The 20,608-nt window shown below is 42.4% G+C and carries 11 protein-coding genes; 5 read left to right on the forward strand and 6 right to left on the reverse strand.

The window, feature by feature from the left end:
• Positions 1 to 233 precede the first annotated feature (233 nt).
• On the forward strand, positions 234 to 2,645 hold the full coding sequence (locus tag OO007_RS10070; RefSeq protein ID WP_325808693.1) for a sugar-binding protein: 2,412 nt from the start codon (positions 234 to 236) through the stop codon (positions 2,643 to 2,645).
• 48 nt (positions 2,646 to 2,693) lie between these two features.
• Complete coding sequence (pabB, locus tag OO007_RS10075) at positions 2,694 to 4,895, forward strand: aminodeoxychorismate synthase component I (protein ID WP_325808694.1); 2,202 nt, start codon at positions 2,694 to 2,696, stop codon at positions 4,893 to 4,895.
• An 81-nt stretch (positions 4,896 to 4,976) separates the two neighbouring features.
• Here pabB and OO007_RS10080 read toward each other — a convergent pair whose 3' ends face one another.
• The 4 genes from OO007_RS10080 to OO007_RS10095 form a co-directional block, all read right to left on the reverse strand.
• The gene (locus OO007_RS10080; RefSeq protein ID WP_131907502.1) at positions 4,977 to 5,957 is read right to left on the reverse strand and encodes a dimethyl sulfoxide reductase anchor subunit family protein; all 981 of its coding nucleotides are present in this window, start codon (positions 5,955 to 5,957) and stop codon (positions 4,977 to 4,979) included.
• Between the two features lie 156 nt (positions 5,958 to 6,113).
• Positions 6,114 to 6,848 carry a 4Fe-4S dicluster domain-containing protein gene (locus OO007_RS10085; protein WP_131907503.1) on the reverse strand — a complete coding sequence of 245 codons (735 nt, stop codon included), beginning with the start codon at positions 6,846 to 6,848 and terminating at the stop codon, positions 6,114 to 6,116.
• On the reverse strand, positions 6,848 to 9,766 hold the full coding sequence (locus tag OO007_RS10090; protein ID WP_131907504.1) for a molybdopterin oxidoreductase family protein: 2,919 nt from the start codon (positions 9,764 to 9,766) through the stop codon (positions 6,848 to 6,850). Before OO007_RS10090 ends, OO007_RS10085 begins: the two co-directional genes overlap by 1 nt.
• Before the next feature lie 342 nt (positions 9,767 to 10,108).
• Positions 10,109 to 10,621: a metallophosphoesterase family protein gene (locus OO007_RS10095; RefSeq protein ID WP_325808695.1), complete on the reverse strand. Its 513-nt coding sequence runs from the start codon at positions 10,619 to 10,621 to the stop codon at positions 10,109 to 10,111.
• Positions 10,622 to 10,880: 259 nt separating this feature from the next.
• Here OO007_RS10095 and sat point away from each other — a divergent pair, with 259 nt between their 5' ends.
• The gene (gene sat / locus OO007_RS10100; protein ID WP_325808696.1) at positions 10,881 to 12,074 is read left to right on the forward strand and encodes a sulfate adenylyltransferase; all 1,194 of its coding nucleotides are present in this window, start codon (positions 10,881 to 10,883) and stop codon (positions 12,072 to 12,074) included.
• A 162-nt stretch (positions 12,075 to 12,236) separates the two neighbouring features.
• Here the strand turns inward: sat and rimO are convergent, their stop codons facing one another.
• Positions 12,237 to 13,583: a 30S ribosomal protein S12 methylthiotransferase RimO gene (gene rimO / locus OO007_RS10105; RefSeq protein ID WP_442784338.1), complete on the reverse strand. Its 1,347-nt coding sequence runs from the start codon at positions 13,581 to 13,583 to the stop codon at positions 12,237 to 12,239.
• A gap of 1,031 nt (positions 13,584 to 14,614) precedes the next feature.
• Between rimO and OO007_RS10110 the strand changes: the two genes are divergently transcribed.
• On the forward strand, positions 14,615 to 15,517 hold the full coding sequence (locus OO007_RS10110) for a phosphoribulokinase (protein WP_325808697.1): 903 nt from the start codon (positions 14,615 to 14,617) through the stop codon (positions 15,515 to 15,517).
• A 211-nt stretch (positions 15,518 to 15,728) separates the two neighbouring features.
• Here the strand turns inward: OO007_RS10110 and OO007_RS10115 are convergent, their stop codons facing one another.
• Entirely contained in the window at positions 15,729 to 16,751 is a 1,023-nt protein-coding gene (locus tag OO007_RS10115) for a CDP-6-deoxy-delta-3,4-glucoseen reductase (protein WP_325808698.1), read from the reverse strand.
• A gap of 737 nt (positions 16,752 to 17,488) precedes the next feature.
• Here OO007_RS10115 and OO007_RS10120 point away from each other — a divergent pair.
• Complete coding sequence (locus OO007_RS10120) at positions 17,489 to 20,407, forward strand: ribonucleoside-diphosphate reductase subunit alpha (RefSeq protein ID WP_131907510.1); 2,919 nt, start codon at positions 17,489 to 17,491, stop codon at positions 20,405 to 20,407.
• Positions 20,408 to 20,608 lie beyond the last annotated feature (201 nt).

Genomic DNA, 20,608 nt, shown 5'->3' on the forward strand with positions numbered 1-20,608 from the left:
TTATCGGAATTAGTGAACCCAAATCGAAAAACAGCCCCTAATATGTTAAGATAAACATAAATAATACACCCCCCTACTTATAGCGTCTTTTTCGGGCTATGCTAAAGAAACTAATTAGTAGGCGGTTAATAATAAATAGAAAAAACAGGGGCTTAATTACTTCATTCGCGATGGATAGAACCAATTGATATTGGATTTGTCATATTAATACGGCGGCTGAATTAAGAATAATCATGAAAAAATTCCAACAAGTAACAATCTTGCAAGTGCTTGCGAGCAGTTTAATGGCATTGTTATTGAGTAGTGGCATAAGTAACGATGCTCAAGCATCTCCGTTTAATCAAAATTCTCCGCTTGGAATGAATACCAATGAGGCACTCGAAGTAGATGCCAGTTTGCCGTTCGCAGATATTTTCCGTTTGGCGCTTCCATTTAATGAAGCTCGTCCCTGGTTTACCAAAGGCAATGTCACTTTCGATAAAGATGGCTGGCCAAAAAACCTCAATGGTGGACAAGCTGGAACTCGTTTCCTCAGCCACATTCCCATCGAAGCATTACCGAAAGGCGAATACACCGTTCTTTATCAAGGTGAAGGTAAAATCAATTATGGTGCTAGCGCCAAAGTTGTAAAGCGCTCTCCGGGTAAAGATATTATTAAACTGGTTCCGATGAAGCAGCCAAACGAGATGTATCCTACAGCTACTGCGACCATGTTTATCAAAGAAAGTAACCCTAAAAACTATATCCGCAATATTCGCATTATGATGCCAGGCGGAATCTGTAGAAATGACCCATTCAAACGTGTCACTGCAGCGAGACAATGTGCCAACAATAGCTATCAATCATTTGCCGATAATCATAATCAGGTGATGTTCAACCCAGACTTTCTGAACTTCATGAAAGACTTTAAAGTTGTGCGTTTCATGAATATGTCAGGCGTTACGCGCAATAACATTCGCTCATGGAATGACCGTCCAACGCTGCAAAAAGCAACCTGGGGTGGTAAAGAAGGTGTGCGCGGTGTACCAATAGAAGTGATGATTCAGCTAGCCAATATACTTGATGTTGACCCCTGGTTTAATATTCCGCACAACGCAGATAACGTTTTTATTAATCGTTTTGCACAGACTGTTAAACAACAACTCAAACCAAATTTAAGAGTCTATCTTGAGTACACCAACGAAGCCTGGAACAACATCTTCGTGCCACAAGCTGAGCACATGAAGCAAACGGGTTATAAACTCAAACTGGATAAAGATCGCAATATCGCGGGTTCCAAGTACTACTCAATGCAAAGCGTTAACATTTTCAAAATGTGGGAACGCGTTTTTGGTGGAACCGATAGACTGGTTCGAGTAATGGGTGGCATGACCACAAACACAAAGCTTACCGAAACTTTATTGGGTTTTCAGAATGCTTATAAACACGTCGATGCTATTGCAGTAGCGCCTTACTTTCATTTTTCACAGGACAAAATGGCAGGCATCAAAAGTGTGAACGATGTCTTTACCACATTAAATGCGAGAGACAATCGCTATTCGATTCGCAACACGCTTGATTTTGTAAAAAAACAAATGCAGGTTACCAAAGGCTTTGGTGTCGATTTAATCGCTTATGAAGGCGGCCAGCACCTCGTACACCATAAAACACATTCAATGACTCAGGGCGCAACTCCGCACCTGTATAAAGCAAATAAAGACAAGCGCATGGCTGCAGCGTACTACCAGCTTCTTGCAGGCTGGAAAAAACTCGGTGGAAAGCTGTTTATTCCATTCTCTGCACCACGCCCTTCAACATGGCACGGTAGCTGGGGAATCAAAGAACACATCGCAGAAACACCCGCGCAAGCACCAAAGTACAGATCATTACTGGGCTTCAGCCATGGTAATCCATGCTGGTGGGAAAGCTGTCGTGGCGGAAAAATTGTTCGTCATCAAAAACCAACGATTATTGCCAAACATTTAGTGTCTGGAAAACAGGACGAGAGCTCAGCTAAATACGTAGCAATACAAAAACAACCACCGGGACAACGCACGCTACATCAGGCGAAAGCGGAATTCATTGGTACGGTTATTCAAGGCACTATCGAGAACCCTCGTGATTTAACCGCAAGATGGCGCGCAAACTGGGATGATAATAATCTCTACGTTTGGGTTGGCATTATTGACGAAGTGCATGTGAGTGACTCTAAAGAATCATGGGCCGATGATTCCATCGAAATCTATATCGATGCAGATGCTAGTCGTGGCGAAACCTATGACCAGTTTAATGATTTTCACTTAAGCTTTAGTTTAGGCAAGTCTGAAATCACAGCGGGTAGCACCACACCTCTGGATAGACTAAAAGATATTAAATACACCACTAGACAATTACCAACCGGTTACCAACTAGAGGCGGCTATCCCGTGGAGCACATTAAATATACAACCAAGTGCTGAGCACGCTATCGGTTTTGATATTCAAATCAATGACGATGACAATGGTGATGCACGCGATGCGAAAATCTCATGGAACGCCACTATCGATCAGGCATGGAAAAACCCACGCGTATTTGGTCAGCTGATTTTACAAGATAAAAATCAACGCTTTGCCAAAACAGATGATGATTCGCCGATGGATAAGAAAGCGTTTCAGTATCCACAATAAGGTCGCTTCTATTATTCTAATCTAACATATTGTTGTTACAATGCGCTCATGGAAGAGCTATCAAACATACTATGCGGCGGTTCAGGCGACGATGAAATTTACGCCTTATTAGAAGATTCTAAGTCTGATGACAAAGACTCTAGAAACCTGTTGTTTACCGATGCTCAAGAACTGATTATCGCCTGGAGTGAAGAAGAACTCCCAGGTGCTATAGAGAAAATTGAAGCACTGAAAAGCGAAGGGTTATTTCTTTGCGGCTATCTGTCTTACGAAGCTGGCTTTCATTTTATCGATAAACCCATCAAGAAACGTTTACCCAATCATCCCACGCAACCACTACTCTACTTTGTCGCTTTTAATAAACTGGAAATCATTAGTAGAGATGAACTAGACAATAGCTTTGCCGAAATAAATATCTACCCGGAAGCTGACCTTTGTCCTCATAATTTTTCAATGAGTGTCGCTAAAGACACTTACTTGGAAGCCATCCGCAAAATTAGACGTTACATTATCGCCGGCGACACCTACCAGATTAACTATACGATCAAATACAAATTTGATTTATTGGGTAATGCGATATCACTTTATAAGGCACTGCGAAAAACCCAGCCGGTAGAGTTTGGCGCGGTTCTAAACTTCCCAAATTCCAATATCGTTTCTTTATCCCCCGAACTTTTCGTTAAGAAAAAAGATGGCATGCTTTACGCTAAACCCATGAAAGGCACAGCGAAACGCGGTAGAAATACCAAAGAAGATGAGTTCATTCTGGATTTTTTGCAGAATGATCCTAAAACATTATCCGAGAATGTGATGATTGTTGATTTGATCCGTAACGATTTCGGAAGAATCTGCGAAACAGGAAGCGTAACCGTAAAAAACCTGTTTGAAATACAAACCTTTAAGACCATTCACCAGATGATCTCCACCATTAAAGGCAAACTAAAACCGGAGATTCATTTATCAGAACTACTTCATGGACTGTTCCCCTGTGGCTCGATTACCGGTGCGCCCAAAGTTCGTACCATGGAAATTATTAATGAATTAGAAGCCGAACCGCGCGGCGTTTACACAGGAGCAATTGGTTACCTGCTTCCCAATGATGATTTCTACTTCAACGTACCCATTAGAACGATAGATATCGGCAAGGATAACCGCTGCGAAATGGGCATTGGCAGCGGCATTATTTATGAAAGTAACCCACAAGCTGAATACGAAGAGTGTTTATTAAAAGCGAATTTCTTAACCGGCATTAATAATAAATTCTATCTCATCGAAACCATGAAGTTTGACGGGGAAAAACAAGATTATAAAAATTTGAGGAAGCATCTTGAGCGACTCAATTATTCAGCAAGCTACTTTGGTTTTGTGCTGAAACAACGCGCGATGCAGGAAAAGCTCTCTGATTTAAAAACGATGCTTTCATCCGAAAATAAATCATACAAAGTGAGACTCACAGCCTTTCACAGTGGTGATATTGAACTCACCCACGAATTACTCCCTGAAGATGATGGAAAAATTAAAACCATCATGATCAGTAACCGTAAAATAAACAGCAAATCAATTTTCCAATATCACAAAACATCACGCCGTGAGATTTATAACGAAGAATACGAAAAAGCTGTTGAACAAGGACATTACGAAGCGATTATCTTCAACGAGCACAATGAAATAGCCGAAGCCTGCCGCCACAATATCTTCGTAAAAAGACAGGGTAAATGGTACACCCCCCCACTTTCGGCCGGTATTTTAGACGGCATCGAACGTCAGAATTTTAAACAAAAGACAGAAGCCGTCGAAAAATTCCTAACTCTGGATCAACTACAACACTGCGAAGAAATCGTACTCACTAACTCTGTCAGAGGTGAAGTCAGAGTCATTCTTGAAAAAGATAAACCGGTTACAAAAGGACTCGGAGAATCTGCGCACTCAATTAATCTAGACGAGTATGTTGCACTGTCTAAAAAAGAAGGCGTCGTTATTCTGGATGTACGCTTACAACGTGATTACGAGGACTCTGAGTACACTTTACCTAACTCAACGTGGAAGGACCCACTTCTAGTCGATAAATGGGTAGATTCCATCTCAAAGAATCAGAAAACAATCGTGTACTGCGTACATGGTAGAAGCATTAGTGAAAGCATCACTGAACGGCTTTTATCTGAGGGAATCGATGCATGTTTTATAGAAAGCGGCATAGAAGGAATACGAGAATTGGGGGTCGAGGTTGATAGAAGTAATGCCTGGTTCTAGCCTCTGCTCCGCTTGTTAATAATCATAAAAAAAGCCTCCAACTGGAGGCTTTTTTTATGACAGTAATATCGATTCCAAAAACTAAGAGATCTGCTGGTAATACAGATTCTGTGGATGATTAGCATCCGCAAAGAAATACCAGCGCTCGGCTAACAAGCCTACATACTGCACCAAAACAGCTATTAGCGGAATAAAGTAAGCAGAATTATTCAAGCTCAGAACCAAAAAGAATAAAGGCACTAAGAAAGCTAAAACCACAAATATATACTTAATGCTTTTCACAAATGCCGCTGATTTACCATGAAAGTATTCACGCGTATTGAATGATCCACCCATAGACCCCTGAGCCATTTGTCTAATGTTATTGTGGTTAATACCAATCGCAGATCTTAGGTCAGATTTTGGATTAATATTACGATTACGCAACATTGTAGCCACACGGAAAATAAGCGCGACAACGGTGAAGAAAATCGCCCAGTTAGCATAAAAATATACGAGGCCAATATGCAGATAAGCAGATAACGCCGTTGCGATGGTAAAGCCAGACGCTGTTCCTAACAGGATAAAATTAATCACGGTCAAAGGTGTATGCCACTCTTGTAAAAACTTGATACAACCATAAATCATGCCCGTACATATAAACAAAGCATAGGTGGCAACTGTGGCAATCAAGCCCAGTAATAGAGTTGCATCAACTCCGGTGCCACCTGGCATTGTTAATAATGGCGTATTCCAACCCAGATAATGAGCCAATCCATAAGCCGCTATGGTTACAATCGCAGCAGGTAAAGCGATAACTTCTCGCGACAACCACGAGGTTCGCCATTTAGTCGCTGTTCTCCATGCTCTTTCCGGATGTCCCAAGTGAAAGAACGAAGCAAACAAACCCACACACAACAGCAAGGTTGCCAGCGCACTGCCCCAAATAAAGAAATTAACTTCGTGCTGTTCAGGCATCAACTTAAACTGAGAAAATATCTGACCGGTAAACAAAGCCAGAAACAAGCCCTGACCTGCGCCAATCAATGTGGTTAAAAATATTACCGAAAATGCTGGATGCATAATTTTTACCTAATAATTTTTGTTCTGTTAATCAGATCTGTAACTACAGACGCATAACAACTTTAAAACACCCCCCCCTAGTTACAGGGGGGGGGGTTAAAACAACTAGGGTTGAGTGTTTGATGACTTAATTATCATCGAATTCTCAGCCCTCTATTACCAATTACTCATATCGTCGAGCGATGGACCCTTACCTGGCTCATTGTGTCTTAGACGCTCTTCTTTACTCAATGGATTATCAACACGCTCAAGCTCATCTTTATGAATCTTGATTTCTGTTTTACGACGCGGTAAATAATGATTTGCAGGCTTGGTGCCCCACTCTGGCATCAACTGGTAACCCGCACGCTCGCGGATTGCCTTTGATACTTCGGAGTTTTCATCGTGAACATCACCAAACAAACGCGCACTGGTTGGGCAAGACATTACACAAGCAGGCTTGCGCTCACTGACTGGCAATGCTTCATCGTAGATACGATCAACACACAGCGTACACTTCTTCATTACGCGTTGTTTTTCGTCTATCTCACGCGCGCCATAAGGACACGCCCAGGAACAATACTTGCAACCGATGCACTTATCGTAATCTACCAGTACGATTCCATCTTCTTCGCGTTTGTAACTCGCACCTGTTGGACAAACCGGAACACACGGAGGCTCCTCACAATGCAAACAACTTTTCGGAAAATGTACCGTTTCGGTTTGTGGGTAGGTACCTATTTCAAACGACTGAACACGATTGAAGAAAGTCCCTGTCGGGTTTTCTCCATAAGCGTATTTATCAACCATTGGACCTGCTTCGCCCGAGGTATTCCACTCTTTACAAGAGGTCACGCAGGCATGACAGCCCACACACACATTTAAATCTATTACTAAGGCTAACTGAGTCATTACTTTAACCCTCCTGATCTACCAAGAGTTTTTCTAAATTTACCTGCGACATACCCTTGCCATTTATTTCTGCGTTTCTTTTCCATTCCCGGCAACGGTTTAACTGTATCGAATCTTGGTAAAGTATGGCTGGCTTCATTATCACCCGCTTTATACACGCGAACACGAACGTCATACCAACCCGCCTGTCCTGTTACAGGGTCAGAGTTAGAAACATGATCACCCGCATCGTGCGGTGGCAACTCTTCTGAAATTACATGGTTTAGCAAGAAGCCTTTATTCGATTCATTGGCTTTCGCATCAAGCCCCCAGGAACCAGAGGCTTTACCAATCGCATTCCAGGTCCAAACTGTACCGGGTTCAAGTGATTCGGAGAATCGACACATACAACGGACTTTGCCATGCATGGATTCAACCCAGACCCAGTCACCATCTTCAAAGCCATTGTTACGACCAAGAATCGGGCTTACGAATAAATAGTTATGCGTATGGATTTGTCTTAACCATGCATTCTGTGAATCCCATGAGTGATACATCGCCATTGGGCGCTGTGTCAGTGCATTTAGAGGGTACTTTTGAGTATCCGTTAATTGCGACTCAAGAGGCTCGTAATGGAACGGCAATGGATCAAAATAGGTCTCCACACGCTTACGCAAACGATCAGGTGGTTGTCTACCTTCTGTTTTACCTTGAGCGGCCAAACGGAATTTCTGCAGAATCTCCGAATACACATGAATATTGATCGGCTCGTCGTAACGAATCATATTGTGCTCTTGCGCCCAGTGTAAATAACCTCTGTTCCAGTTACGCATGTACTGGAATGACTTTGGCATTTCATAATGGAACACACAGTCATTCTTTTTATACATTTCCCACTGGTTCGGATTCGGCTCGCCTTTCATGGATTTTTCACCACTCTTACCACGCCAGCCAGCAAGGAAACCAATTCCAGAACCCGGAGCTGTTTCAAAGTTGATCACTAAATCGCGGTAATCTTTGAATTTACGCTTGCCGTTTTCATCGGTAAATGTGGGTAATTTCAGACGTGAACCTAGCTCAACGATGACATCCTGGAATGGCTTACATTCACCCTTTGGAGGTAACACGGGAATACGGACCGCGTCTACCGGACCATCATATTCAGAAATTGGACGATCCAGCATCGACATCGCATCGTGACGTTCAAGGTATGACGTATCAGGCAGAATCAAATCACCAAAATCGACTGTTTCAGAATGATAAGCATCGGCAACGATGATGAATGGGATTTTGTATTCACCCTCTTCATCCTTATCCACCAACATCTTTCTTACTTCAGTAGTGTTCATCGATGAATTCCATGCCATATTCGCCATGAATAACATCAAGGTATCAATTGGGTATGGATCGCCACGCCACGCATTGGTAATCGCGTTGTGCATCAAACCATGAACGGATAATGGATACTCCCACGAGAAGCCTTTATCTAGACGTATCGCTTCACCATCATCATCGACAAATAAATCATCAGGACCAGCTGGCCAACCCAAAGGCATGCCGTTTAATGGCGTATTCGGTTTAACATCACCCCAACCTGTCGGTGGCTTAGGGCATGGTGGAATAGGACGCGGGAATGGCGCTTTATGACGGAAACCACCCGGACGATCAATGGTGCCCAATAATGTCATTAGGATGCTGAGCGCACGGATAGTCTGGAATCCATTGGAGTGTGCAGCCAAACCACGCATCGAGTGGAATGAAACCGGGTTTCCAATAACTTTATCGTGATCTTTACCCCATGCATCGGTCCATTGAATCGGTAATTCAATCTTTTGATCACGCGCTACGATACCCATTTCATGCGCTAGACGTCGAATCGTATCAGCATCAATCCCTGTAATACCTTCAGCCCATTCTGGCGTATACGCTTCTACTCTTTCTTTTAACAGTTGGAAAGCTGGCTTACAAGGCGTGCCATCTTCTAGCTCAAACTCGCCCGTAAGAAATGGATCGACGCCTTCTTTGCGCATTGCAACGGCTTCGTCTTTGACGCGATCCCACCAGTATTTGTTTTGCGGATCGAAACAGCCTTCTTCGACTGGCTCGTCATTGCGAATAAACATACCTTCGTTATGACTATCCGTTGTGATGTCGATCAATTCCGCAGAATTGGTATAGTTGACGAGGAAATCACGATCGTACATACCGAGTTTGATAATTTCACGAATAATCGCGAGTAATAATGCACCATCTGTACCAGGCTTTATTGGAACCCACTCATCCGCTATCGCGGCATAACCTGTGCGTACTGGGTTTATCGCGATAAAACGACCACCATTACGTTTGAATTTTGATAACTCAACCTTCATCGGGTTGGAGTGATGGTCTTCCGCAGTACCAATCATGAAGAATAATTTAGAACGCTCTAAATCCGGTCCGCCAAATTCCCAGAATGAGCCACCAATGGTGTAGATCATTCCTGCAGCCATATTCACCGAACAGAATCCACCGTGGGCGGCATAGTTTGGTGTACCAAATTGCTTGGCAAACATACCCGTTAATGCCTGCATTTGGTCACGGCCTGTAAACAATGCAAACTTTTTAGGATCTTCTTCACGCAGTTTTCCTAAACGCTCTTCCATGATGCCGTAGGCTTTATCCCAGGAGATTTCTTCAAACTCTCCGGCACCACGTTCAGTACCTGGCTTACGTAATAAAGGCTTGGTTAAACGCGCAGGCGAGTATTGTTTCATGATGCCTGATGCACCTTTCGCACATAGCACACCCTTATTTAACGGGTGGTTTGGATTACCCTGTATATAACGCACCTCACCGTCTTTAACGGTAACTTTGATGCCACAACGACAGGCACACATGTAGCACGTGGTCGTTTTTACTTCTACGCCTTCAGTTTCTACAACAACGGGGATATTTTTCATCAATAACCTTCTTTTGGGTAAACCATTAGAATGTAACTAGGTTCTAATTTAGAGGATCGGATAATGCACAACAGTATTTTATATATCAAATTCAATATTTCTATTAGCGTATAAATGAGACAATTTATCTCATTTATTCTAGAACATAAATGCGATAGAAACTGTTTTATTTTAGAAACTTTAGAATGTAATAAAATTCTAATTAAGATTTTACCAATGATGCACAATTTAATTTTATATAACAAATTAAATTAATTTATGGAATGATAGACTTTAGATACCAGCAGGACGAATACAAAAAAAGCCCTGTAAGTAGGGGGGTGTGTTTAATTATAAGCCTTTTTATACTTCAGAAAAGCGATAGGTTTTTATTTGCCATTCTTTGCCTGTTTCACACTCAAGTACCAAACAAGAAGGACCACCATGAGTTCTGGTTTGACCTGCAGCACCAGGATTAATAACCCAGGGCGTTGCATCCTTATCGATCACTTGTTTATGCGTATGGCCATAGATAATTACTTTTGCGTCCGAATGCATATTACGCAGAGAATCGTGAGATGGCTTATGCGCACCGTGTTTATGGCCGTGTTCTACAGTAATAGTCTCACCCGCCACTGTAAAACTTAAAATGGCAGGCAAATCTGAACCATTTGGATGACAATATGGATCGTTATTACCCGTAACAGCGACCACCTTGCCAGATTTAGGTTGCATCGCTTCTAAGACTTCAGCACCACAAATATCTCCAGCATGCACAGCGATATCGCATTCGCGGACAATATCAGCAATTCGAGGATCTAGGTGGGAATGTGTATCCGAAACTACGGCTACTTTAGTAATGTTCTGGCTAATCATTGATTTGATTTTTTCAAAGTACAAAAAAAGTACAAGTAAATAGACTAGCACTATTGCTGGTGTGAATTCAAACCTCTACCAAATTTTTATCAGTCCTTTACTCTTTGATTTTTTGGCCAATGGCCAAATTACATTTATTTTTTTAGATACATAAAAATAACTTATTGGGAGGCAAATTTTTCTATTTGTACTTAAGCAGGTATTGGGGGTATCTTGTATTAATGTGGCAAATTGCCATAGATATTTTCGGGAGATAAGTATGATAAAACCACATGGTTCCGATGAACTGAATCCACTGTACGTATCTGACGCTGCGGAGCGAGATGCATTACAAAAAGAAGCACAAGGTTTACCTTCTATTGTCGTAAGTTCTGCCACTGCAGCGAATGCTGTTATGTTGGCCGGCGGTTACTTTAACCCACTCACAGGCTACATGAATAAGGCAGACGCACTGTCCGTAGCAGATAATATGCACACGACTTCAGGTCTGTTCTGGCCAACACCTGTTCTCAACCTTGTTGAAGACGCGGGTGATATCAAAGCAGGTGATCGCATAGCGCTGAAAGATCCTAATGTCGATGGCAACCCGGTTCTGGCGATAATGGATGTGGAAGCGGTTGAAGAATTCACCGATGAAGAAATGGCAACCATGACCCAGTCAATCTACCGACCTGCGAAAGGTGAAGAGCATATTGGCGTGGACACCTTTAACTCCCAAGGCAAAGTTTGTCTATCAGGACCAATCAAGGTACTTAACTACTCTTACTTCGAAAAAGAATTTGAAGGCACGTTCAAGACGGCTGTTGAAATTCGTCAGGAAATTGCAGATCGCGGCTGGAAAAAAGTAGTCGCCTTCCAGACACGTAACCCGATGCATCTTGCACACGAAGAGCTCTGCCACATGGCGATGGATAGACTTGGCTGTGATGGTCTGGTTATTCACATGTTGCTTGGTAAACTAAAGAAGGGTGATATTCCTGCTGATGTTCGTGATGCCGCAATCCGCAAAATGGTTGAGCTGTACTTCCCTGAAAACAGCGCGATGGTTACCGGTTATGGTTTCGATATGTTATACGCGGGACCAAAAGAAGGCGTACTGCACGCATTATTCCGCCAGAACATGGGCGCTACCCACTTTATTATTGGCCGTGATCACGCAGGTGTTGGCGATCACTACGGTGCTTTCGATGCACAAACCATTTTCGACGATGAAGTCCCTGAAGGTGCGCTGGAGATTGAAATCTTCCGCGCTGATCACACGGCTTACTCCAAGAAACTTGATAAGGTTGTGATGATGTCTGAAGCGCCTGACCACGAAAAAGATGATTTCGTGCTGCTGTCTGGTACCAAGGTTCGCGAAATGCTGGGACAAGGCATTGCGCCACCTAAGGAATTTTCACGCCCAGAAGTCGCTCAGATCCTGATTGACTACTATCAAAGCCAAAATAGCTAATCCTGTCTAAGAGATATCTGTGACACAAAAAAGCCGGGAATTTCCCGGCTTTTTTATTTAGTAGAGGTTTATTAATAAACGTTTTTTTAAAAATGGCTAATCCGACTGTTGTTTTCAACAACCTAAGCCCCCCCCCCTACTTTAGGGCATTTTTTACACTGATCAATCGACCAGCTTAGCCCATAAATCATGCTCGTCAGAATGTGTGATTTCTACTTCGGCAAATTGCCCAGGTTCTAATAACTCACCTTCAATATATACTGCGCCATCTATTTCTGGTGCATCAGCACTGCTTCTGGCAATCGTGATATCTTCTGCTTCGGTATCGCCTTGTTGCGTATCATCGGTGAGCACTCTCATACGCTTGCCCACTTTCGCGGCAAGTTTATTCGCACTAATTTCAGCCTGCACTTCCATGAAACGTTCTAGACGATACTGCTTTTCATCTTCTGGTACGTGATTAGGCAAATCATTAGAAACCGCACCTTCCACTTCAGAGTATGCAAAACAACCGACACGGTCTAATTGCGCTTCTCTTAAGAAAGACAACAAGGTTTCAAAATCTTCTTCTGTCTCTCCAGGGAAACCTGCAATAAAGGTACTACGAATCGTAATATCCGGACACATCGCGCGCCATGCTTCAATTCGAGTTAATACTTTTTCTGCATGCGCCGGACGTCGCATATCTTTTAAAATACGATGACTTGCATGCTGAAACGGAATATCCAGATAAGGAAGGATTCCTTTGTTCTCTGCATTTTCTGCCATCAAAGGTATTAGCTTATCTACATGCGGATAGGGGTAAACATAGTGTAAACGTACCCATGCATCCAACTCACCTAATGATTCTGATAATTGCTGAATATGAGATTTAACCGGTCTACCATTCCAGAAGCCAGTCTGGTATTTCGTATCGATACCGTAAGCACTGGTGTCTTGTGATACCACTAACAGTTCTTTCACGCCTGAATTCACAAGGTTTTCAGCTTCCTGCATGACATCACCGATAGGACGACTCACCAAGTCACCACGCAATGAAGGGATGATGCAGAAGGTACAACGATGATTACAGCCTTCTGATATTTTCAGATAAGCATAATGCTTAGGGGTAAGTTTAATCCCCTGCGGTGGTACAAGATCAAGATAAGGATCATGTGGCGGTTTCAGTTGCTCGTGAACAGCACCCATTACTGCTTCATAGGCATGAGGACCTGTAACGGCCAAAACTCCGGGATGCGCTTCTAAAACCTTGTCGGCATCAGCACCAAGACAACCAGTTACGATAACTTTTCCATTTTCTTGTAATGCTTCACCAATTGTATCCAGTGATTCTTTTACCGCACTATCAATAAAACCACAGGTATTAATGACAACAACATCAGCACCATCATAATCCGGTACGATTCCATAACCCTCCGTTTTTAGTTGGGTTAAGATTCTTTCAGAATCGACGAGAGCTTTTGGACAGCCCAAACTTACAAAACCAACTTTAGGCTGATTAATATCCATTTTTTATACCTGTTTTTACTATAGAAAATTACTGCTGTTTTTGCTGAACCTTAACTGAACAAAGGCTTAACGACGACTTAACAAGGGCTTAAGTCGATTTATTATATGATAATTCTGTTTGTGCTTATGCACAATCGATTAGTTCATTGGGATTTGGTAGACAAAACTTGTCACTTGATCTGCTATTTTATCCAACACGGCCAAAATATAACCCTAAGTTATTGATATATAAAATAATATAAAAAGTGGTTAAAAATTAAGCAATCTGTTAATAAACCATTAAAAATATAGCCTCACAGAGGAAATACGTAACATATCAACAGAGTTATCCACAGATAATGTGGACAAGTTTATTAAATAAATATGTCAAGCAGTTTGGTCTAAAAAACACATAAAAATGTCATTTTCTTTTCTAAATTTTTAATCTTTAGTATCAGTCATTTGCGCGTTTTTCTTTAAGCGCATATCTATAAACACATCGGAAACTACCTACTAAAAAGCATCCTCAAATGTATTTTTACCTTAAAGATAGTTACTTTTATTTATAGATATTTTTAAGCAAATTAAGTGTTAACAACTATTCTGGAAAAGTTGAGCAAATTTTGTCGTAAGCCACTTATCCAAAAATAGACAGTACTGATAGACATTTATAACCATAGATATATCACTTCATATCTATGGCTGATTTTTACAAGCCTGCTTAAAATTTGAATAGTAATATTTTGCCTGCTCATTACAAAACATAAGCATTCCTTATATTAGCACCACTTAATACTTAGTTTCGTTTATGAGTCAATTATTACAAAATACTCTTCACCTTAAAGAAGCTCATATTCACAAAACCTGACCGGGTTCTGCCTGACTAGCCATTGTGAATAAAGATTACCGCTAGAATCGCTTCCGCATACCAAGTAAGAGAAACATTAATTATCCAAATGACTAAGCAGTCTGTTTATTTAATATGACTTAATTATCAAGTCAGTTTGTTGAATCAGATAGCTAAACCAGAAAACAGAACCGAGAAGAGCTATATGTCACAAAAACATCCTGTAGTTGCTGTAACCGGATCATCTGGCGCAGGGACTACCTTCGTTAAACGCGCTTTCGAAAATATCTTTTTACGTGAAGGAATAAATCCGGAAATTGTCGAAGGCGATAGTCTACATAGTTTAAGTCGAAAGGATTTTGGCAGTCACCTCAAAATAGCTTCCGAAAATGGTAACAATCACTTCAGCCATTTTGGTCCGGAAGCGAATGATTTTGCAGCGATAGAAGAAACATTTAGATCGTACGGTGCGACGGGCACAGGAAAAAAACGCTATTACTTACACAGCCCCAGCGAAGCTGAAATGCAAAATAAACGATTAGGTTGCTACAAAGAATCCGGAGAATTCACCCCATGGGAAGATATTAAACCGGGAACTGACCTGCTCTTCTACGAAGGTTTACACGGACTTGTGGTCGACAAGGCAAGCGACATTAATGCACCCAGGTATGTAGATTTAGGGGTCGGTGTTGTACCTAGCGTGAATCTGGAGTGGATACAAAAAATTCATCGTGACCATGCAGAACGTGGTTATGACGAGGAAGTCATAGTAGATACCATTCTGCGTCGCATGCCCGACTATGTAAATTATATCGCACCGCAATTCTCACAAACGGATATCAACTTCCAGCGTGTGCCGACGGTTGATACCTCAAACCCATTTATTGCGCGTGATATCCCAACTGCCGACGAAAGCTTTGTTGTGATTCGATTTAAAGACCCGAATAAATTTATGATCGACTTCCCATATCTACTGAATATGTTGCACGACTCATTCATGACGCGTCGAAATACAATCGTAATTCCCGGTGGAAAAATGGGGATGGCGATGGAAATTATTCTGGCACCGATTATTCATCGTTTAATTAACAACGCCAGATGCTCCTGACAGAAAATCTAATATATAAAAAAGCCTCGGCATAGCTATCTATTGTCGAGGCTTTTTTGGCTCTATTTAAAGCTATCAATAGATGAAAACTGATATTCATTAAAACTAAAGCCACCCCCCTACTTTGAGGGCTTTTTTTAGCGACCTGTTTTCAGTGCAAAGCTATTAGATACAAGTTCCAAGCTATTAGCTCCAAGATACTTGTTCTTGCTTATGCTTCTTTCTCAGCCGCGTATTCAAACGCATCCGAGAATATTTGATCTTCCGGCAATCCTTGCTTTGCGAATGCTGCCTTAGCCGCATCAATCATTATTGGCGGTCCAGCTAAATACACATCATGGCCCGATAAGTCGGCAAAGTCTTCCGCGACAGTATCATGCACGTAGCCTGTTTTACCTTCCCAGTCACTGCCTTCCTCAAGATCAGATAACACCGGAATATATTCAATGTGCGGGTATTGAAACGCCCATTTCTCGGCCAGATCAGCGCGGTATAAATCGGCTTTGGCTCTTGCGCCCCAATATAAGTGTATCGGGCGCGTATCGGCTTGCTCGATCAATTGTTCGATCATTGCTTTTATCGGAGCAAAGCCAGTGCCACCTGCAACCAGAATCAACGGTCTATTAGAATTTTCACGCACATGGAAGCTTCCGTATGGGCCTTCTATTCTTACCAATGCTTTCTCTTTCATCTCGCTGAATACGTGATCGGTAAATTTACCATCTGGCACATGGCGCAAATGTAATTCGAGGTATTCATCATTAGATGGAGAATTGGCGATAGAAAAAGCACGTCGTGATTTATCACGCATAATGAATTCAATGTACTGACCGGCACGGAAAGGCAAACGCTCCGACTCTGGCAGTTTCAATTGCATTTCCATCACATCGTCTGCTAATTTTCTTAATGAAATAACGCGTGCCGGCAACAATTTGATTTCTATATCGCTAGAACTGCTCACTTCTTTAACTTCAAGTACCAGATCAGATTTGGCGATAGACACACAAAATACCGCTTTGCCCTGCTCGTGTTCATGCTCCATAACGGTTAATGGCAAACCTTGTGGATATTCAATTTCACCCGAAACAACTTTACCCAGGCAGGTACCGCATGAGCCACTTCGACAACCATAAGGAAAACCAACTCCCTGACGTAAAGCCGCATCTAAAATCAATTCATTTTCTTCAACTTCAAACGTGTGTTCGCTCGGTTGCAAAGTAACCTTATATGACATAATTACCATTATTCCTGTGTTTTAGACTTAACGTCGAAAAATAATTTCGGCTTTCAAGAAAACCTTAAACCCGTCAGTTTTTAACTAAAAACTCGATGAATAAGCTAAGCTATTCCTCTCATTTTTATAGAAAAAGCGTATAATTTCACTGACTTTTATTTCGTTATTTTTACGCCGTTAAATCGCGTTATTTGACGATATAAAGAATGAATTCTAACGCAAAAAAAATAAATTTTATTTTTATTTAAAGGACTACTCCGCCAGCACTAGGCGTCTGTGCTGACGATACGGACTTTTACCCAACTTATCCACAGATTATATACACCTTTCCACAAGCTTAAACACAATATGTTGTGCTTGACGATAACCCATACCACACTCTATAGTATTGCTACTTTTTATTGAAGTTCTAATTTACAGACTGTTAGTAAATTTCCTGATCAGTAATTTTTAAATAAAATGATCACACATTAAACCGTTGCCTCAATAAAAATAAGGAAATATTTTTGCTAAAAAATTACTCACAAATAGACGCTTTAAAGATGAACTAAAAGACTGATTGCACGACCTTAACAGGGCGTGAATTTTGAGCGCAATAAGTATTACCCAAAAAATAGACAGAAACATTTATTAACAAGGACAAAAACTCTGCAACAGCATCTGCAATAACAGAATTTTTTAACCTCGTCATTACTAGTGTCCTCATAAGGCACCAAAGCACAAATAAAGGATAAAGCATGCAATCAGGCTCTAACGATAATTTCGCGAATACCGTCATCGATGATTCTCAAGACCCACAAAACAAATCTGTCTTAACTGATGCTATCGACGAAACGATGCAAAGAACCTCTGCACAGGAAGACGCCGTTTACAAAGTAGTCCGTCGTAATGGCAAGGTAACGCCTTTCGATCGCAGCAAAATCGAAGTTGCACTGACTAAAGCATTCCTTGGTGTCGAAGGTGGCGTAGCAGCCGCATCATCACGTATTCACGACACCGTTAGAGTGATGGCACAACAAGTTAATGACAACCTATTCCGTCGCATGCCTGATGGCGGTGTTGTCCATATCGAAGATATTCAAGACCAGGTAGAACTTGCACTGATGCGTTCTGGTGAACGTAAAGTAGCACGTGCATACGTTATCTACCGCGAAGATCGCGCCCACGCGCGTGCCGAAAAAGCAGAACAAACTGCACCGAAAAAGACCTCTAAGAAAGAGTCTATAAATATCACCACATCAAATGGGGACACCAAGCCACTCGATAGAAACCGTCTGCGCAAAGTAATCGCAGAAGCCGTTTCGGGCTTACACGGCGTTGATCAGGAAACTGTCGAAAAAGAGGCATTGCGGAATTTATTTGATGGCATCCCGGAAGAGGATGTCGGTTCTGCGTTAGTAATGGCAACGCGCGTCAACATCGATAAAGATTCAAACTATTCGATGGTGGCTGCGCGCTTGTTACTAGACAATTTGCGTACTGAAGCACTGACCTACCTAAACGGTCGTCATACAGAAGCAACACAGGCAGAGATGGCTAAACGCTACCCTGCAACCTTGAAAAAATACATTAAACAAGCGGTTGAATTAGAACTACTCGACGAAGAACTAACACGTTACGACTTAACGAAGCTTGGTGCTGCGCTTAAACCAGAACGTGATCATCAGTTCACTTACCTAGGCCTTCAAACACTTTACGATCGTTACTTTATTCACACCGATAACGACGTGCGTTTTGAATTACCTCAAATATTTTTTATGCGCGTTTCAATGGGCTTGGCGATCAATGAAGTCAACCGCGAAGAACGTGCAATCGAGTTTTACAACCTCCTTTCCAGTTTTAACTTTATGAGTAGCACGCCGACCCTGTTTAATTCAGGAACGCGTCGTCCTCAGCTCTCCTCCTGTTACCTTACTACCGTGCCTGATAGTCTCGATGGAATTTATAGTTCTATTAAAGATGATGCATTGCTCTCCAAGTACGCCGGTGGTTTAGGGAATGACTGGACGCGTGTGCGTGGTCTAGGGTCTCATATCAAAGGCACAAACGGGAAATCACAGGGGGTTGTACCTTTCTTGAAAGTTACCAATGATACTGCAGTTGCAGTTAATCAGGGTGGCAAGCGCAAAGGCGCAATCTGTGCATACCTAGAAACATGGCACGTAGACATCGAAGAGTTTATCGAGCTACGTAAAAACACCGGTGATGAGCGTCGTCGTACCCACGACATGAACTCAGCAAACTGGATTCCTGATCTATTTATGCAACGTGTCGCAGAAGAAGGCGAATGGACACTGTTCTCACCAGAAGAAGTGCCAGACCTACACGACCTTTCAGGTAAAGCTTTCAAAGAAGCGTACGAAGCTTATGAAGAAAAAGCCGCTCGCGGTGACATGAGCCTATTCAAGAAAATCAAAGCAGTCGACCTATGGCGCAAAATGCTAGGCATGTTGTTCGAAACAGGACACCCTTGGATCACCTTTAAAGATCCTTGTAACATCCGTTACAGCAACCAGCATGTTGGCGTAGTGCACAGCTCAAATCTTTGTACTGAAATCATGCTACACACCAACGATGACGAAATCGCGGTATGTAACCTGGGCTCAGTCAACATTGCAGCTCACACAACCGAGAATGGCATCGACATGCCAATGCTTGAGAAAACCATTACTACTGCAATGCGCATGCTAGATAACGTTATCGAGTACAACTACTACAGTGTACCGCAAGCGCGTAACTCTAATATGCAGCATCGTCCAGTTGGATTAGGTTTGATGGGATTCCAGGATGCGCTATACAAGCAAGACATTCCTTACGCATCACAACAAGCGGTAGAGTTTGCTGATCGCAGTATGGAAGCGGTTTCTTACTACGCTATCCAGACCTCATCTGAGCTTGCAAAAGAGCGCGGTACTTACCCAAGCTACGACGGTTCTTTATGGAGCCAGGGCATCTTGCCGATTGACTCAATCGAGCTAATGGAAGAGCAACGTGGCGAATACTACCAGGTAGACAAATCAACTAGTCTGGATTGGAGCACACTACGCGAGCATGTAAAAGAGCACGGCATGCGTAACTCAAACACCATGGCAATTGCACCGACAGCGACTATCTCGAATATTTGTGGCGTTAGCCAGTCAATCGAGCCGACTTACCAGAACATGTTTGTTAAATCGAACCTCTCTGGCGAGTTCACCGTGATTAACCCATACATGGTTAACGAGCTTAAAGATCTAGGTCTTTGGGACGAAGTAATGATCAACGATCTTAAATACTTCGACGGCAGCGTACAACAGATTGACCGTATTCCAGAGAACCTTAAAGCGAAATACGCAACCGCGTTTGAAGTTGATTCGCGCTGGTTGATTGAAGCAGGAAGTCGTCGCCAGAAATGGATTGACCAGGGTCAGTCATTGAACCTATACATGCAAGAGCCATCGGGCGCTAAACTCGACAACCTCTACAAATTAGCATGGGTACGTGGTCTTAAAACCACTTACTACTTACGTTCGATGGGTGCCACAGCAATGGAGAAGACACAGGAAAGCAGCAGTAATGTTCGTGAGAATGTTGCACCAGAAGCGCCTGAGTCGGTAGGGTCTGCAGCGCCAGCGGCGTGTTCGATACTAGATCCAGATTGCGACGCATGCCAGTGATCTGGCACCTGCCTTTGCATCGTTAGCGTTGTTGCAAGGACCTCTCAAACTGGTCACATACACATTGTATGCTCCCAGCTTTCGAGAACCTTGCGCCTAGCTACCAATACAAATTCAGGCGCCAGAAGCAGTACGTATCAAAAGGCACCCCCCTACTTTGGGGCTGTTTTTTGAAAAGAAACAAATTAGAAACAAATAGAA

The organism is Cocleimonas sp. KMM 6892 (genome assembly GCF_035798195.1).
GTDB lineage: Bacteria > Pseudomonadota > Gammaproteobacteria > Thiotrichales > Thiotrichaceae > Cocleimonas > Cocleimonas flava.

What these genes read in the sequence shown, in the direction of transcription:
- OO007_RS10080 (WP_131907502.1), bottom strand. Translation starts at nt 5,957, where the DNA reads ATGCATCCAGCATTTTCGGTAATATTTTTAACCACATTGATTGGCGCA.
- pabB (WP_325808694.1), top strand. Translation starts at nt 2,694, where the DNA reads ATGGAAGAGCTATCAAACATACTATGCGGCGGTTCAGGCGACGATGAA.
- rimO (WP_442784338.1), bottom strand. Translation starts at nt 13,583, where the DNA reads ATGGATATTAATCAGCCTAAAGTTGGTTTTGTAAGTTTGGGCTGTCCA.
- OO007_RS10090 (WP_131907504.1), bottom strand. Translation starts at nt 9,766, where the DNA reads ATGAAAAATATCCCCGTTGTTGTAGAAACTGAAGGCGTAGAAGTAAAA.
- OO007_RS10095 (WP_325808695.1), bottom strand. Translation starts at nt 10,621, where the DNA reads ATGATTAGCCAGAACATTACTAAAGTAGCCGTAGTTTCGGATACACAT.
- sat (WP_325808696.1), top strand. Translation starts at nt 10,881, where the DNA reads ATGATAAAACCACATGGTTCCGATGAACTGAATCCACTGTACGTATCT.
- OO007_RS10110 (WP_325808697.1), top strand. Translation starts at nt 14,615, where the DNA reads ATGTCACAAAAACATCCTGTAGTTGCTGTAACCGGATCATCTGGCGCA.
- OO007_RS10085 (WP_131907503.1), bottom strand. Translation starts at nt 6,848, where the DNA reads ATGACTCAGTTAGCCTTAGTAATAGATTTAAATGTGTGTGTGGGCTGT.
- OO007_RS10120 (WP_131907510.1), top strand. Translation starts at nt 17,489, where the DNA reads ATGCAATCAGGCTCTAACGATAATTTCGCGAATACCGTCATCGATGAT.
- OO007_RS10115 (WP_325808698.1), bottom strand. Translation starts at nt 16,751, where the DNA reads ATGTCATATAAGGTTACTTTGCAACCGAGCGAACACACGTTTGAAGTT.
- OO007_RS10070 (WP_325808693.1), top strand. Translation starts at nt 234, where the DNA reads ATGAAAAAATTCCAACAAGTAACAATCTTGCAAGTGCTTGCGAGCAGT.